This window comes from Serratia liquefaciens ATCC 27592 (assembly GCF_000422085.1).
Taxonomy (GTDB): Bacteria; Pseudomonadota; Gammaproteobacteria; order Enterobacterales; family Enterobacteriaceae; genus Serratia; species Serratia liquefaciens.
This window is the reverse complement of sequence record NC_021741.1, coordinates 1,439,530-1,454,496: the sequence shown is the minus strand read 5'-3', so window position 1 is coordinate 1,454,496 and position 14,967 is coordinate 1,439,530. Positions and strand designations below refer to the sequence as shown.

Annotated in this window: 15 protein-coding genes; 5 read left to right on the top strand and 10 right to left on the bottom strand. The window is 58.6% G+C overall.

The genetic code is table 11. The features are described from left to right. The first annotated feature begins 46 nt into the window (after positions 1-46). Together M495_RS06810 and bhsA are read left to right on the top strand one after the other, a co-directional pair. Positions 47-685: a flavin reductase family protein gene (locus tag M495_RS06810; protein ID WP_020825900.1), complete on the top strand. Its 639-nt coding sequence runs from the start codon at positions 47-49 to the stop codon at positions 683-685. A gap of 165 nt (positions 686-850) precedes the next feature. Continuing rightward, entirely contained in the window at positions 851-1,111 is a 261-nt protein-coding gene (gene bhsA / locus M495_RS06805) for a multiple stress resistance protein BhsA (RefSeq protein ID WP_020825899.1), read from the top strand. A 62-nt stretch (positions 1,112-1,173) separates the two neighbouring features. On the opposite strand, the gene M495_RS06800 is transcribed toward bhsA, so the two are convergent. Genes M495_RS06800 through M495_RS06785 form a run of 4 tightly spaced genes read right to left on the bottom strand, consistent with a single transcriptional unit; the run spans position 1,174 to position 6,197 of the window. Beyond that, positions 1,174-3,030, bottom strand: a complete 1,857-nt coding sequence (locus M495_RS06800; protein ID WP_020825898.1) for a M3 family metallopeptidase — start codon at positions 3,028-3,030, stop codon at positions 1,174-1,176. 49 nt (positions 3,031-3,079) lie between these two features. Further along, a complete protein-coding gene (gene ybiB, locus M495_RS06795; RefSeq protein WP_020825897.1) occupies positions 3,080-4,039 on the bottom strand; it encodes a DNA-binding protein YbiB in 960 nt (319 codons plus the stop codon). Positions 4,040-4,079: 40 nt separating this feature from the next. After that, positions 4,080-4,712 carry an FMN-binding negative transcriptional regulator gene (locus tag M495_RS06790; protein ID WP_020825896.1) on the bottom strand — a complete coding sequence of 211 codons (633 nt, stop codon included), beginning with the start codon at positions 4,710-4,712 and terminating at the stop codon, positions 4,080-4,082. A gap of 60 nt (positions 4,713-4,772) precedes the next feature. After that, a complete protein-coding gene (locus M495_RS06785; RefSeq protein ID WP_020825895.1) occupies positions 4,773-6,197 on the bottom strand; it encodes an MFS transporter in 1,425 nt (474 codons plus the stop codon). Between the two features lie 100 nt (positions 6,198-6,297). Between M495_RS06785 and M495_RS06780 the strand changes: the two genes are divergently transcribed. After that, positions 6,298-7,134, top strand: a complete 837-nt coding sequence (locus tag M495_RS06780) for a helix-turn-helix transcriptional regulator (RefSeq protein ID WP_020825894.1) — start codon at positions 6,298-6,300, stop codon at positions 7,132-7,134. Positions 7,135-7,136: 2 nt separating this feature from the next. On the opposite strand, the gene M495_RS06775 is transcribed toward M495_RS06780, so the two are convergent. Next, positions 7,137-7,766 carry a LysE family translocator gene (locus tag M495_RS06775; RefSeq protein ID WP_020825893.1) on the bottom strand — a complete coding sequence of 210 codons (630 nt, stop codon included), beginning with the start codon at positions 7,764-7,766 and terminating at the stop codon, positions 7,137-7,139. Between the two features lie 73 nt (positions 7,767-7,839). Next, the gene (locus M495_RS06770; RefSeq protein WP_020825892.1) at positions 7,840-8,754 is read right to left on the bottom strand and encodes a LysR family transcriptional regulator; all 915 of its coding nucleotides are present in this window, start codon (positions 8,752-8,754) and stop codon (positions 7,840-7,842) included. Between the two features lie 112 nt (positions 8,755-8,866). Between M495_RS06770 and M495_RS06765 the strand changes: the two genes are divergently transcribed. After that, positions 8,867-10,219 carry an MFS transporter gene (locus M495_RS06765; protein ID WP_020825891.1) on the top strand — a complete coding sequence of 451 codons (1,353 nt, stop codon included), beginning with the start codon at positions 8,867-8,869 and terminating at the stop codon, positions 10,217-10,219. Here the strand turns inward: M495_RS06765 and M495_RS06760 are convergent. Beyond that, positions 10,178-11,092, bottom strand: a complete 915-nt coding sequence (locus M495_RS06760) for a DMT family transporter (protein WP_020825890.1) — start codon at positions 11,090-11,092, stop codon at positions 10,178-10,180. The genes M495_RS06765 and M495_RS06760 overlap by 42 nt on opposite strands. A gap of 135 nt (positions 11,093-11,227) precedes the next feature. Between M495_RS06760 and M495_RS06755 the strand changes: the two genes are divergently transcribed. Continuing rightward, entirely contained in the window at positions 11,228-11,662 is a 435-nt protein-coding gene (locus M495_RS06755) for an Lrp/AsnC family transcriptional regulator (protein WP_020825889.1), read from the top strand. Here M495_RS06755 and dinG read toward each other — a convergent pair whose 3' ends face one another. The 3 genes from dinG to M495_RS06740 form a co-directional block, all read right to left on the bottom strand. Further along, positions 11,663-13,861, bottom strand: a complete 2,199-nt coding sequence (dinG, locus tag M495_RS06750; protein ID WP_020825888.1) for an ATP-dependent DNA helicase DinG — start codon at positions 13,859-13,861, stop codon at positions 11,663-11,665. A gap of 62 nt (positions 13,862-13,923) precedes the next feature. After that, on the bottom strand, positions 13,924-14,310 hold the full coding sequence (locus M495_RS06745) for a tautomerase family protein (RefSeq protein ID WP_020825887.1): 387 nt from the start codon (positions 14,308-14,310) through the stop codon (positions 13,924-13,926). A gap of 4 nt (positions 14,311-14,314) precedes the next feature. Then, positions 14,315-14,632 (bottom strand): carboxymuconolactone decarboxylase family protein, encoded by a 318-nt coding sequence (locus tag M495_RS06740; protein ID WP_020825886.1) that lies wholly within the window; start codon positions 14,630-14,632, stop codon positions 14,315-14,317. Between the last annotated feature and the right edge of the window lie 335 nt (positions 14,633-14,967).

Below are 14,967 nucleotides of genomic sequence, written 5' to 3'. Positions count from 1 at the left end.
GAAACCCGTCAGAATAAAAGTTCCGTTTAGCCACCCCAGGTCACTTATGAGCAGTCAGTCCCGATATTACTACGAACCCGCGACAGGTCATGGTCTGCCGCACGATCCCCTGAACGCCATCATCGGCCCACGCCCCATCGGGTGGATCTCATCGATCAGCGCGAGCGGCCAGCGCAATCTGGCCCCCTACAGCTTTTTCAACTGCTTCAACTACCGCCCGCCGATCATCGGTTTCGCCAGCAGCGGTTGGAAAGACAGCGTGGCAAACATCGTCGAAACCGGGGAGTTTGTCTGGAATCTGGCGACGCGCCCGCTGGCCGATGCCATGAACAACAGCTCGGCCAGCCTGGCCCGCGGTGAAGATGAATTTGCCTTTGCCGGCGTGACGCCGCTGCCCAGCCGTCGGGTGAAAGCGGAAAGGGTGGCTGAAAGCCCGGTGAACTTTGAATGCCGCCTGTCACAGTGCATTCAGTTGCAAAGCGCCGACGGAGAAAAGGTGGATACCTGGCTGGTACTGGGAGAAGTGGTCGCGGTACATATCGATTCGTCACTGCTGGACCAACACGGCGTTTATCAGACCGCTGCTGCCGAGCCTATCCTGCGCGCCGGCGGGCCGACGGCCTACTATGGCATCTCGGAGCAACACCGTTTCGATCTGGTTCGCCCGGATGCGCAAAAACGATAATAAACGGCCCTTTCTTCCTCTGGAGGGAGGGTTCAATTAATAATCAAATAAATTGAATGATATTATCAATACTCTCCGATTTCATCCTTCCTGTCACTGCGCAATAATCACTCCATCGAAAGGCAAACGCCTTTCCCCCTTAAAAACCAGACAGGAATGACTATCATGAAAAACATCAAAACTTTTGCTGCTGCTATCGCTCTGAGCGCCGTCTCTTTCACTTCTTTTGCTGCCGACTACGTCAGCGCACAAGATGCCACACAGTTTGAGAAGGCCGGTGTGATCTCTGCCAGTGGCGCGACCGACCTGAGCAGCCTGAAAGCGCAACTGTCCGCCAAAGCCGATGCGGCCGGTGCCAAAGCGTTCACCATTACCTCCGCTGGCGGCAACAACCTGATGCACGGCACCGCGGTAATCTACAAGTAATTAACGGATTACAATGAAAAAGCCCGCCGATACGCGCTATCGGCGGGCTTTTTTATGGCTATTTAATTCAGGCGGGCATTAATCGCCGCGGCGAAATCACGGCACATCTTTTCATCGCCTTCGGCGTTGTCAGCCAGCACGCGATCGCCATCCACCACGCGGATATGTGCCGCCAAATCGAAGTCTGCCGCCGGCTGTGGCCGGGCAACCGCAGCCGCTATGGTTTGCTGCGCAGCCTGCCAGGCCTGTGCCACCGTCTGATTACAGGCCTGCGCCAGATAGTCCGGATTGAAACCTTCACCGGTCAAACTACGCAGCGTGTCGTCGTGGCTGACACCGTTACCCGGCAGCCAGTAATGACGCGCCAGATCCGGACCAATTGCCGGGTTATCGGTAAGGTAACCGTCGCGCTGCAAGAAGAAGTGTCGCGTCTGCTCAACCGCCATCAGCGCCAGCAGATAGCCCTGATATGAGCAGGCCGATTCCAGCGACAGCAAATGCGGGATCGCCAGCGTCGGCCGCGGGCTGCCGCTGATGCCCAATATTTTTTGCTCAACTTCACGTGCCAGTGCGGTTATCGCTTCCGGCGTGCGCTGTTCGTCATCCCACTGATACAACGCCCACTCAAAGTAAGGCACCAGTAAAATATGACGTTCGTTGAACGCACGCATCGGCTGACGCGCAGCGATGCTGGCCTCAATCAACGTATCCGGCACTGCCTCACCCGCCGCGTTTTTCGCATAGCGTTTCAACCAATCGGCGTCGTCCAGCAGGCTGTCACAGAACATCGACTGGGTTTCGGCGTAGGCCATGGAGGTCGGGGGGAATTCCTGCGAAAAACAGGGCGCATTCTGGCAAATATTGGCAAAGTGCGCGGCGTGACCGCCTTCGTGGAACAAGGTATTTAAACCATGAGCCCCGCTGCCGACCTGATCCGGCTGCGCCAGGCTGGTAAAGTTAATGCGTGCCGGTAGCCATTTTCCCTGCTGGATAAACGGCGGCACTGGCCCATGCATAAACCCGTTTTCATACTTGCCCTCGCGCACCAGCAGATCGAGATCCATCTGCGCACCGCGAAACCCGATATGCAGCCGTTTAAAGCTGTTGATCCAACGCTCCAGCGACTGGGCAAACGGGAAGTATGGATCCAGTTGGCGGGTCACATCACCGGCGCTGGCAAAACGTACGTTCCAGGGTTCCAGTGCCTGTTCACCCTTCTCCGCCGCCAACTGCTGCAGGCTACGTGAGTTGGCTTCGCGAGTTTGCTGCTCGAAGCGATCAAGGATGGCGAACAGCTGTTCCGGCGTCATACGCTCGGTTTTGTTCACCTTGTAGTCAAAATAGTTACGAAAGCCCATCTGGCGAGCAAAACGGTTTCGCAGGCTAATCAGCTCCGGCAGACCGTTATGCAACAGCCACTGCTCCAGTTCACGCAGCGCGTTCTGCGAGCTGCGACGATACTCTTCATTTTCATTGGTCGCCTGATTGGTCAACAGCTCGCCGAGCGAGGCGTTCACCCGCTGCCCGGCGGCATTCAGATGGCTGACCGGGTTAGCCTTACGGCGGGTATAAAGATCCGCCTCAGCGCTGATGATTTGATCCAACAGCGTTTGAGCCTCGGCATCTTCAATCGCGTTGCAATCAAAAAAGCGTAGCCAACCGTTCAGCCCGTGCTGCAGCGCATCTCGCTGAGCATCGTGCGGCAGGGCCTCCAGCCCGGCCAACAGTTGACGAATTTCCGCTAACCGACGCGGCTCGGCGATAAAACGCTTATAGGCGCTTTCCGCCGCCGAGAAGCGGGCCGAAACGCCCTCACCGCCAATGCCCATATAGTTTTGCCAAAACAAATCTTCTTTGGTGCGGTGCACCTCAAGATAGTCCTGATTCAATTGATTGAAGTAATCGAGAGCCTGTTGCATAACCATCCTTTCAGCCGATTAGCGAAATATTCCAGTATAGGCAAGGGTTTTACGCGCTGCGTAAACGTTCAAGTCCCTGTTCCAGGGTGTCGACTTCACCGGCGGCCAACAGGCAGCAGGCGATCTGGCGTTGGATCGCCAGCGGGATCGCCACGTCCCCCGCCAGGCAACGCTCAGTCCAGCGAGCGGTGGTTTCTGCATCCTTGGCTGCCGGCAGCTCCGGCGTGGGATCCTGCTCCGGACGCTCCAGCAACACTTGCTGCTCGCCGTTAACGATGTAATGGATCTGCGGGCAGCGCTGAGGATTGGCGTACGCCTCCCCTTCGGTGCCGTGCATCAGCAAGCCACGGGCGCCGATTTGACGGAAGAAAGAAGCCACCCGACCGACGTATTCCGGATGCGACACGCTGGCAATGCGTAACACATCCTGTTCAGCAAACGGCGTTGCCAGTTTGGCCAGCGTATGGGCGCTGTTACGTACCCCCATGCGCCAGCGCAGGCCAAGTTGCAGATCCAAAGGGGCAGACAGCGCCGAGACAGGGATAAACACCGTTTCGCCGTTATCCAAACGCCGTTGGGCATGGGCAGCATCTTGCGACCAGGGCAGGCCCAGCGCCTGAAAAGTTTCCGCGCTGGTAACCCGGGTACTGTCGTCCAGCACGCCGTGCACCACTACCGGCAACCCGACGCGCGTCAGCAACAACGCCAACAGCGGTGTCAGATTCGCCTGCTTGCGCGCTCCGTTATAGCTTGGCAGCACCACCGGCATCGGCCGTCCCTGCGGCACCTGCAGACGCATCACCTGTTGCTGCATCGCCTGATAAAAACCGAGCATTTCCTCTTCGGCTTCGCCTTTAATCCGCAGGGCGATTAGAATACCGCCCAACTCCAGTTCGCCCACCTCACCGGCCAGCATCTTTTGATAGAGCTGGAAAGCGGTTTCCCGATCCAGATCGCGCGCATGGTTTTTGCCACGGCCGATTTCTTTGATAATTTTGGTGTAATCCATCGTTCTGCTGTCCCCTGATCCAATCTGGGATCAGCATACCCTATCCGCGTCGACGCTCAACCTCATCCGCCAGTTGCTGCTGGTCCGAATCGCCTGCTCGCAGCCCGGCGATCACCCCATCAGCGTCTTCGGCACTGCGGTTTTGGCTCATTTTCCATTTGCCCAAACGTTCGGTTACGGCTATCTCAATGCCGACAATGCCCTGGATCTGTGCGGCAATATAGTGGGCTTGAGCATCTTCCATTCGCCAGGGTTCAGGTTGACGCCCCTCCTGCAGCGCAGTTAAACCCTCCAGCTGTTGTCGCAGCCAGCGGGCATCTTCCGTGATCCGTGGCGTACCGCGCAGCTGTACCACGCTGTAATTCCAGGTGGGTACCACTTTGCCGCTCCGGCGTTTGGTCTCATACCAACCAGGGGAAATATATCCGTCTCTTCCCTGAAAAATCACCAGGCACTCACTGGCGGCCTGTAACAGCCGCCAATGGGAATTGGCACGGGACAAATGCGCCCGCAGCAGGACGTTACCCTGCTCATCGGCATCGATTAAAAAGGGCAGCGGATCCGCCACCAGGCCCTGCTCCCCCTGGCTGATTAACATGCCGAGCGGGTTGGCGCGCACCAGCGCAATTTGAGCGTCCAGTTGGTCTTCACGGAATGAGGCAGGCAGATACATTACCTTGGCTCCTTGGGGATTTACGGTTGGCGGTAAATAGCAATAACACCCGCCATGGGTTTACTGAAGGGCCAGTTTGCGTTGTTTTTGGATGATCCACCTCAGCAAGCCGAAGGCAACGGCCATCGCCAGCAGGTTGTAAACCATCGCGCCGGCAAACGCCTGTCCGTAACGTTCTGCGCCAGCACCGCCCGCCAACAGGGGAACAAAAAACGCGCCGCTGGCGGCAATCCCCAACGCCCCGCCCACCTGCTGCACGGTCGAAATGACCCCCGCGGCCATCCCGGCCTGATGCTCTTTCGCCAGCCCGAGCACCAAATTAAGCAACGGCGTCATGCTCAGCGCCTGGCCGAAGCCCAGGATCACCAGCCCCGGCAATAACCACAACGGTTGTACCAATGCCGCGCCCGACAGCACCTCCACCACCAACAGCGCCATGCCGGCGGCATAGACTGCGACGCCAAGCGCCAGCACGCCGTTCCCCCAGCGTTGCACCAGCCCCGGTGCCAGGAACGAGGCCAGCATAAATGCCGCACTGGCGGGGGCAAACAGGCTACCGGCCTGAAACGGCGTCAGGCCTATTCCCGCTTGCAGCAGCAGGGCAAAACACAGAAAGAACGAAGAGGCGGTCGAGTAAATCGCCAGCACCACGCCCACCCCCGGGGCAAAACTGCCCTGCCGCAACAGCGCAGGATCCAGGACCGCATCCCCAGAACGCTGCGCCAGACGCCGCTCCCAACGAATAAAAGCCCACAGCATGCCAATTCCGCAAGCCAACGCCGGTAATACCCACCAGGGCCAGCCGCGCGATGGCCCTTCCAACAAGGGCACTAGCAGCAACAGCAAACCGGTCGCCGCCAACAGCAAGCCCATGCCGTCCAGCCGCTGTGCTTGTTCAAGACGTGACTCGGGAATGCGACGCGCCGCCACGATTGCCAATACGCCAATCGGCAGATTGATCAGAAAAATCATACGCCAGCCGCTGCCGAAAACATCGGCTTCAATAATAAACCCGCCGAATATCTGGCCGAAAATCGCCGCCAGCCCCAGCGTCATCCCCAGCCAGGCGAAGGCGCACCGCCGCTGATGTGGGTTGTACAATACGCGCATCAACGCATATATCTGCGGAAATAGCAGAGCCGCGGCGGCCCCCTGAAGAAAACGCGCAACGATCAGCATACTCAGTGACGTAGCCATACCGCACAGCGCCGACGTCAGCGAAAACCCCAGCATGCCGAGGCTAAACATACGCTGTCGCCCGAAGCGATCGCCCAGACGTCCACCGGCAATCAACAACACGCCGAATGCCAACTCATAACCGGCAATGATCAACCCCACGCCAGCGAAACTGGCCGCGAACTGCTGCTGGATCACCGGCGCCGCGACGTTCACCACAAACAGGTCAAACACCGTCACAAAACCGCCCAACAGCAACACCGGTAACCCCACCAGACGACGATCGCCTTGTGCTAATGACTGTTCCATACGTGCCTCCAAAGATTACGATGGCGGCAGTATGGAACATGTCATAAACTGTTACTATATAGCCAGTTATACTATTACTAACAGCAACAGGACGGCCGCTATGCCACCGCGTACCCTCAACCGAACCCGTCAGGATCTGGCGGATTTCCTGCGTCAAAAACGCGAGAAGCTGTCACCGCAGGCCGTCGGCTTACCGAGCGGCACGCGTCGCCGTACGCCGGGGTTGAGGCGCGAAGAAGTCGCCGCGTTGGCAGGCGTAGGATTGACCTGGTACACCTGGCTGGAACAGGGGCGGGAAATCAACGTTTCGGTCGATTTTCTGGAAAATCTGGCGCGGGTATTAAAGCTGGATGCGACCGGGCGCTACCATCTGTTTTTGCTGGCGCATCAACGCCCGCCGGTACCGGTCGGTCATCAGTGGTGTCAGGTTTCACCGCTGGTGCGCCGCTTGCTGGACGATCTGCAACTGCGCCCGGCTTACGTGATGAATCTGAGCTGGGACATCATCGCCTGGAACCCGGCGGCGGAACGGCTATTCGCGATTGGCGATCGCCCGGCGGATCAACGCAATATGCTGTGGATGCTGTTTGCCGATCCCCAACTCAATCAACGGCTGGTGGAATGGCAAGCGCAGGCACCGCAAATCCTCGCCAGCTTTCGCCGCGACTATGCGCGTGCGCCACAAGACGCCACCATGCAACAGCGGGTGCAGGCGCTGGAGCAGGTTTCGCCTCAGTTCCGTCAGCTGTGGCAACAGCATGACATTCACGGTCGCTGCCAGGGAGAACGCACGTTCATCGTACCGGGCGCCGGCCAGGTGACCTTCGAACATGCGTCGTTTATTGTCGATGAAGAAAATCATTTGCGGCTGGTGATGTACAGCGCGCTGCCGCAATGCCCGGCCAGCGCGGCTTTTGAAGCATCCTTGCAGGAGTAAGGCTATTTGCGGCTGTCAAAAATCAGCTTGCAGGCCAGCCCGGCGAACACGCCGCTCAACAGGTAATTCGGCCAGCGCGCACTGAAGCGGCGGCCGATAAAACGGTTTTTCATGCCGCTGACCGCCAGGATCAACCCACCGTTAATCACCAACCCCACCAGATTTAACACCGTCGCCAGCAACAGCATTTGTACCACCAGCGAACCGGCGTGTGGATCGATAAACTGTGGGAACAGTGCTAAAACGAACAGCGCCATTTTTGGGTTAAGAATGTTGGTGAATAATCCCTGCCGGAAAATGCGTGCAGCCGGTACCGCCGCCAACCCCGCAGAAGCCTGCAAACTGCTGCCGGATCGCAGCGTTTTCCACGCCAGATACAGTAAATAAGCAGCGCCCAACATGCGCACCGCATCATAGGCCAGCGGGACCGCGACAAACAGTTGCGACAGGCCTAATGCCGCCGCCAGCGCGTGGCAATAGGTACCCAGTTGGATCCCCGCCAGTGACGCGAAACCGGCACGGCGCCCCTGGCTAACGCTGCGCGAGGCAATCAGCAACATATCCGGCCCAGGGGTCACCGTCAGCGCCAGACAGGCCCCGGAAAACAGCAAAATGGTGGAAGCATCGATCATAAGTCACCCGTACGCAGCATGGTGGGAAGCAGGCTTTATCATAGCCGCGCCACCGGCGTTTACCAGCGCCAAATCACTGCCACGGCGCTTTGGGGGTGAAGGCCGCCAGCAGGGCATCAATGGCGACCCTCACCCGTAACGGCATGCCAGTCCCTTTTAGCCAGACCACGTTAATCGCCAGCCCCGCACCGCAGCTGCCGGGTAAAACCTCACGCAACGTCCCGGCCGTCAGCGCATCATGCGCCAGCCAACGCGGCAGCATGGCAACCCCCTGACCGGCGCAGGCAGCCCCCAGCACCGCCTCCATATTGCCCAATCTCAAACGGGCCGGTGGCGACAACCGCTGAGCTTTACCCTGCTCATCCAGCAAATGCCACGGCTGGCTACGCCCATCACGCAGTAAGCCAATCGCCTGATGCTGCAACAGTTCTGCTAACGTGCTCGGTTCCCCCTGTCGTGTCAGATAACCCGGAGCTGCGCAGAGTATTTGCTGCTGCTCACCCAGTTGCCGGGCGGTGATGGCCACGGCATCACCCGGCGAACCGATCCGCACTGCCAAATCGATCCCCTCTTCCGCCAAATCTGCCGCACGGTTGGAAAACAACGCTTCGATGTGCAATTTCGGGTAACGGTCCGCCAATGCCAGCAGCGGCGGCATCACCCACTTTTGGCCGAACAGCACCGGCAGCGATACCCGCAGTCGTCCCTCCGGTGTTTGGGCCCGAACCGCCAGCTGGTTTTCCGCCGCTTCCAGCGCCGCCAGCGCCTTCAGGCAATCGTCATAGAACAACTGCCCTTCATCGGTCAGCGACAGGCTGCGCGTGGTGCGTTGGAACAACCGCACCTGCAGCCGCTGTTCCAGCCGAGCCACGGCTTTACCCACCGTTGAACGCGAAAGGCCCAGTTGCTCGGCGGCACGGCTAAAACCACCGGCCTGCACCGCCTGCACAAAGGCGCGGATTGCATGTAATCGTTCGCTGGAAATCATGATACCTGCCCTATTGGCGATATTAATTCGCCTATTAAACGATGAAACAACGCCACTGGCTACCGCCTTCGCTGAGTAAACTGGACGCACTCTTCTCTGTCAGGAAACCCCTATGAGCGAACGCAGTGAAATTCTGACCGACAGCGGCACACCCCAACTATGGCGTCTGCTGATTGGCATCAGTATCGCCAGCTTTTTGGGCTGTATCGATTTCACCATCGTCAATACCGCCATCCCCGCGATCCAGCGTGAGCTGGCCGCCAGCCTGAGCAGCGTACAATGGGTGATGACGTTGTTCGTGATGGCACTGTGCGCCTTTATGGTCAGCGCCGGGCGGCTGGCGGATCTGTATGGCCGTCGTCGGGTGTTGTACTGCGGAATGCTGACGTTCGCCGCCGCGTCGTTGGGCGCCGGGCTCTCAGGCAGTATTGAGCTGCTCAACGTCTGGCGTTTTGTGCAGGGCGCCGCCTGCGCGGTACTGTACACCGCCACTACGGCCATTGTCGCCGATGCCTGGCCGCCGCAGCAGCGCGGTCGTGCAATCGGCATTTTGCTGGCGGTCAACGGCCTGGGTCTGGCGATCGGCCCGGTGGCCGGTGGCCTGTTGGTCGGTTCCCTGGGCTGGCGCTGGGTGTTTCTGTTGAACGTGCCGCTGATTGCGCTGAGTTTCGCCTTCTGCCTGGGAACCGTTCGAGAGTCTCGCGCCCAACAAGGCAGCAGGCTGGATATCCCCGGTTTATTGCTGTTGGTGATCGGCGTTGCCGGGCTGCTGCTGGCCATCAGTCAGGGCAGCCAATGGGGATGGCTGAGCGCAAAAACCGGGTTAACGGCTGCACTGGCGCTCGCCGCGCTCGGCCTGCTACTGCCGGTTGAACGACGGGCACATTCGCCACTGGTACCGCTGGTTTTGCTGCGGCGTCCCGCCTTTTTGCGCGTTTGCCTGATGAGCGCGCTATTGGCCTTTTTCTACTGCGCCGCTTTCTTTTTGATGCCGATTTACCTGGAAAACACCCGCCACTACCAGGGAACGATGCTGGGACTGTTGTTGCTGCCAACCACCGCGGTGATGGCAGCCCTCTCGCCCTGGGTCGGCAGATGGGTGGATAAATCCGGCCCACGCGCGGCGTTGATCCTCGGTTTTGCCGCCCTTGCCGGCTCCGCGGCCCTGCAAAGCCGGTTTAGCGTCGACAGCCCGCTGCCGCTGCTGCTCGGGGCCTTCGCCCTGATGGGGCTGGGCTGGGGCTGCATTCTCGGCCCGCTGGTGTTGGCGACGCTCAACAGCGTCAACGAATCGCAAAGCGGCGGCGCGTTAGGCATCACCTGGACACTGCACAATCTCGGCGGCGCCGTTGGCCTGGCGGTGGCGACCCTGATTTACCCGAGCTACGGCTACACGCCGGTGATGTTGTTGCTGTTGGCGCTGTCATTGTTCGGGGGCCTGCTTGCCGCCTGGCGCAGCCGCTAGCCGAACGCGGCGCTCCCCCAGCAGGTTCATGCCTGCCGCCGCCAGCAAAATGAGGGCAGCGCCAGCAAACTGCAGCGCCACCAATCGGTGACCGAACGCCAGGCGATCCACCAGCATGGCGGCGATCGGATAAATAAACGACAGCGAACCTGTCAGGTTGGTCGGCAACTTTTGGATCGCGCCATACAGCAACACATACATGATCCCGGTGTGCAATACGCCCACCGTCACCAGCATGCCCCACTGTCCGGCATTGGCCCGCGCGTGGAAATCTACCATCGGCAACAGCATCAGCGCGCCGACCGTTACCTGGATCAAGGCGATCAGGTGCGGTGGCGTCCCTTTCAACCGTTTGGCGGCCAGCGCCATCAGCGCGTAAAAAAATGCCGCGCCCAGCGACAACAAAATGCCCATCAGGTAGTTGTTCTGTCCACCGGCCTGTTTGGGCTGCGCCAACACCACCAGCGTCATGCCGATAAACGCCAATGCCAACCAAAACAGCTTACGCAGGGTCAGCTTCTCGCCGAGAAACAGCGCCCCCAGCGCCACCAGCATGAACGGCTGCGTGTTATACACCGCCGTCGCGATGGAGATCGACGCATAGGAATAGGCAGCAAACAACAACAGCCAATTAACCACCAGCGCTACGCCGCCGGCGATTGCCACCAGCAACGTAGTACGCGTCAGGCTGTCGCGCCGCAGCTGCCCCAGCGCAGCACAAATGGCCAGCAGCACCAGCGCCCCTACCGCACAGCGCCAGAACACCACGTTGATCACCGGCTGGCCGGACATCAGCACAAACCAGCCGATGGTACCGGAAATCAACATCGCGGCGATCATCTCCAGCGAGCCGCGTTTTATCTCTGCATTCATCTTGGTTTCCTCACAGTAAGCCTATGCACTTAGCTTGCGGCTTTCCTGCAGCGGTTTCCATGGCATAAAAAAGGCAATAATGCTTAAATTCCTTTTTAATTAAGGCATGAATTGAAAAAAACTAATGGAGAGCCTATGGATGCTATCGATCGTCAAATCCTGAACCTGCTGGCAGAGGATGCGCGGGTATCGCTGAAAACCCTCAGCGCCAGCGTCGGGTTGTCATCACCCAGTACCTCGGAGCGGCTGCGGCGGCTGGAGGAGAGCGGCGTGATCCAGGGCTACACCCTGAACGTCAATTTGCAGGCGTTGGGCTACGCTTTTCAGTCGCTGGTGCGCATCAAACCGCTGCCGGGCATGCTGAAAAAGGTCGAGCAAATGATTCAGGAGATCCCGGAGGTGGTTGAGTGTGACAAGGTGACCGGCGAAGACTGCTTTATCGTGCGTCTGGTGGCTCATTCGATGGAGCAACTCGACCAGATCCTCGATCGGCTGGCCGAGCGCGCACAGAGCAATACCTCCATCGTCAAAACAACGCCGGTGAAACGTCGCCTGCCGCCAATGCTGTGATTAACGGGTACGTTTGCGGGCGAACGGGCTCTTGCGCTTCTTGCTCTTTTTCTCCGCTTCGGCGACGGATTTAAGCGCTGCCTGGTGTGCCTTGTCGGCTTCAGGCACCTCACGCTGTTCGATGGGGAACACCGGCAATGCCGCCAGCAGGCGCGAGCCGTAGCTTTTGGTAAGCAGCCGGCGATCGTAAATCACGATCTCGCCGTGGCATTCGTTGCTGCGGATCAGTCGGCCCACCTGCTGGATCAGGTTGAACGAAGCGCTCGGCAGGCTTTGCACCTCGAAGGGATAACGCTTCAGCGACTTCAGCCACTCGCCTTCGGTCAGGATCACCGGGCTGTCGATCGGCGGGAAGGCGATCTTGTGAATATGCACCTGGGTCAGCAATTCCCCTTTCAGATCCAACCCTTCAGCAAACGACTGCAGGCCTATCAGCACGCTGGCAGTGCCTTTTTCGACCCGCTTGCGGTGCTCTTCCACCAAGCGATAACGCGGTTGATCGCCCTGTACCAACAGCATCAGGCGCAAATCGGTCACGTAGCTGAGGAAGGTCTGCATCGCACGATGACTGCTGAACAGGATCAGCATGCCCTTGTGTTTGCCGCTGGCCTGCTCGGCGCGGAAAAAGCGCGCCATCTCTTCCAGATGCTCAGCTTCGTTGGCCATCGCCGGTTCGAAACGCATGTTCGGGATGACAATCTTGCCCTGCTCAACGTGGTTAAACGGCGAAGACAGGGTTTCGAAACGATCGCCGGCTTTCTCGCTCAGCCCACTCATTTCCTGCAGGCGCGCAAAGCTGTTCAATGAACGCAGAGTCGCCGAGGTGACGACCACATGCGGCACCTTGCGCCACAACAGCTTTTCGAGCTGGTCGCTCACGCGAATGCCTACGCAGTGCAAATACAGGTGCGTCACGTTATCGCGCAAATCGCGCGTGACCCATTTGGAGATCGGCGCATTGGAAGACTTGTCCAGTGCCGCCAGCCGCCACAGTTTGCTCATCGCTTCCAGATAACCCAGGGTGCGGCTCATCTGAATGATTGAACGGTGCAGTCGCACAATGTCGTGCTTACCGGTTTGCTCGCTGAGATCGTTGAGGATAAATTCCGCCACCCCACGCAACGCGTCAGTCAGCTTGAACAAGCGTGCGCTGGTTTCCACCATCTCCGCAGGCAGTTCGCCCATTTCAAACCGGTGTTCGGCAATCACGGTGTCGGTCGGCAGATAGGCGCTGACCTGATGCTCGAAAATCTGGATCAGCTCACGCATCTCTTCGCAGTGATTTTTCAAACGTTCGTCGTTGGTCAGCCCCGGTGGGCTTTTCGGGCGATATTGCGTCATGCACTGTTCAACCTGACGCACGATCATGTCCAGTTGCAAATTGGTCGACAGCGCGGTGATTTCGCCGTCAATCTCTAGCGCGTCACGCGCCACTTCCGGCAGGTGATGGCCTTCGTCCAGCACCAGCAACAGCTCTTTCGGGTTGGGCAGTACCGATTCCGTTTCCAGCGCCGCCATCACCAGAGCATGGTTAGCCACCACCACGTCGGCGGTTTCAATCTCTTTACGGGCGATATAAAACGGGCATTCGCGGATGTAATGGCAGTTGCGCCCTAGGCAGTTGGCCTTGTCGGTGCTGAGTTTAATCCACAGCGGATCGTCGATCGTCAGCTGATAGTGGTCTCGCAACCCGTCCCACTCATGGCGGCTGAGCGCTTTGCTCAGTTTCTGGCACAGCGCCTGCTCTTCCCCGCTGGAAGGGGCCAGTTCGTCATCCAGGAACAGCGTCAGATCACCCTGCTCGCTGACGTCGGTGCTCAATGCCGCCAGATTACGCGGGCAAACATAGCGCCCGCGGCCAAAGGCGCCAGTGAATTTCAAATCGGGAATGATCTTCTTCAGCAACGGCAAATCCTTGCTGTAAATCTGATCCTGCAGCGCCACGTTGGCGGTACTGACCACCAGGGGTTTGCTCTCCGCGCGGCCTACGGCGATCCCTGGGATCAGGTACGACAGGGTTTTGCCCACGCCGGTCGGCGCCTCAATCGCCAGGTGGCGCGGATAATCTCCGGCCAGGGTTTTCGCGACTTCGGCGATCATCTGCCGTTGCGGTGCACGGGAAATAAAATCCGGTATTTGTTGCTGCAGGGCTTTGTACCACTGGCCAATCTGATCTTTAACTGCGGGGGAGAGCGCCATTCAACTCTGTATCTCAACGAAATGATGGCGCTATTGTCCCACAGACCGTCGGCTGCGTCAGCCTAGCCTTCGATCATTGAAGCGCGACCCGCACTGAACGACCACTCGTCCTGTTGGGTGGTGGTAATCACTACCATCACATCCTGCGGGCTCAACTGCAGGTTTTCTGCCAGCAACGCCGCCAACCGCTGATAAAAACGCTGCTTGGTGGCGGTATCGCGCGGACGGCCAATGGTGATGTAAAACAGCACATAATCCGCCGAACGTGGGCCGCCGAGATAATGGGGATCGTAAATCAGCTCGCCGGGGCGGTATTGATCAATGGCCTGAAACTTGTCGGCCGGCGGCACGCTAAAAGTCTCGACCAGCGCCTGGTGCAGGCTGTCAGATAAGGTTTTCAGGTATTGCGCTGACTTGCCCTGATGCAAAGCGATACGGCTGAATGGCATGGGACTACTCCTGTTTCAATTCGCGCAGGCGTGCCACGGCAGAGGCCGCCGCTGGCCAACCGGCATAAAACGCCAGATGGGTGATCGCCTCGGCGAGCTGTTCAACGCTCACGCCATTGCGTTCGGCCAGTTGCAGATGAAACGGCATCTGCTCCACGCGGTTGAGCGCCACCAGCGCCGCCACGGTGATCAGACTGCGCTCGCGCGGCGTGAGCCCCGGTCGCTGCCATACATCGTCGAATAATACGCTGTCGCTGAGCTGCGCCAACTTGGGGGCAATGTCGCCAAACGCCTGCTGGCCAGCCTGTTGGGAAGGTTGCATCTTGCACTCCTGCTGCTGAAGGGAAGCTTTACGCTACCCTCAACCTGCATGGGTGAAAATCGGGATTTTCAGCATCAATCATTCACATAAACAGGACAATAAGCCCTCCTGATGCGCTGAAGGAAGTCGTCAACGTATAAATCTCACGCATGATTTTTGGCAGCGACCTGATGGGCATCACGGGGAATTTTAGGCGCCCGTAGAAGAAACAGACGCTTTCCGCGAGATTTTTAATCGTTCGACATGGAAATGAATATTTTGTCATAAATAGATCACATAACTACGGTAAAAAATCCTCGCTGCAAACAAACAGGCGGCACAGTGAAACAGCAGTA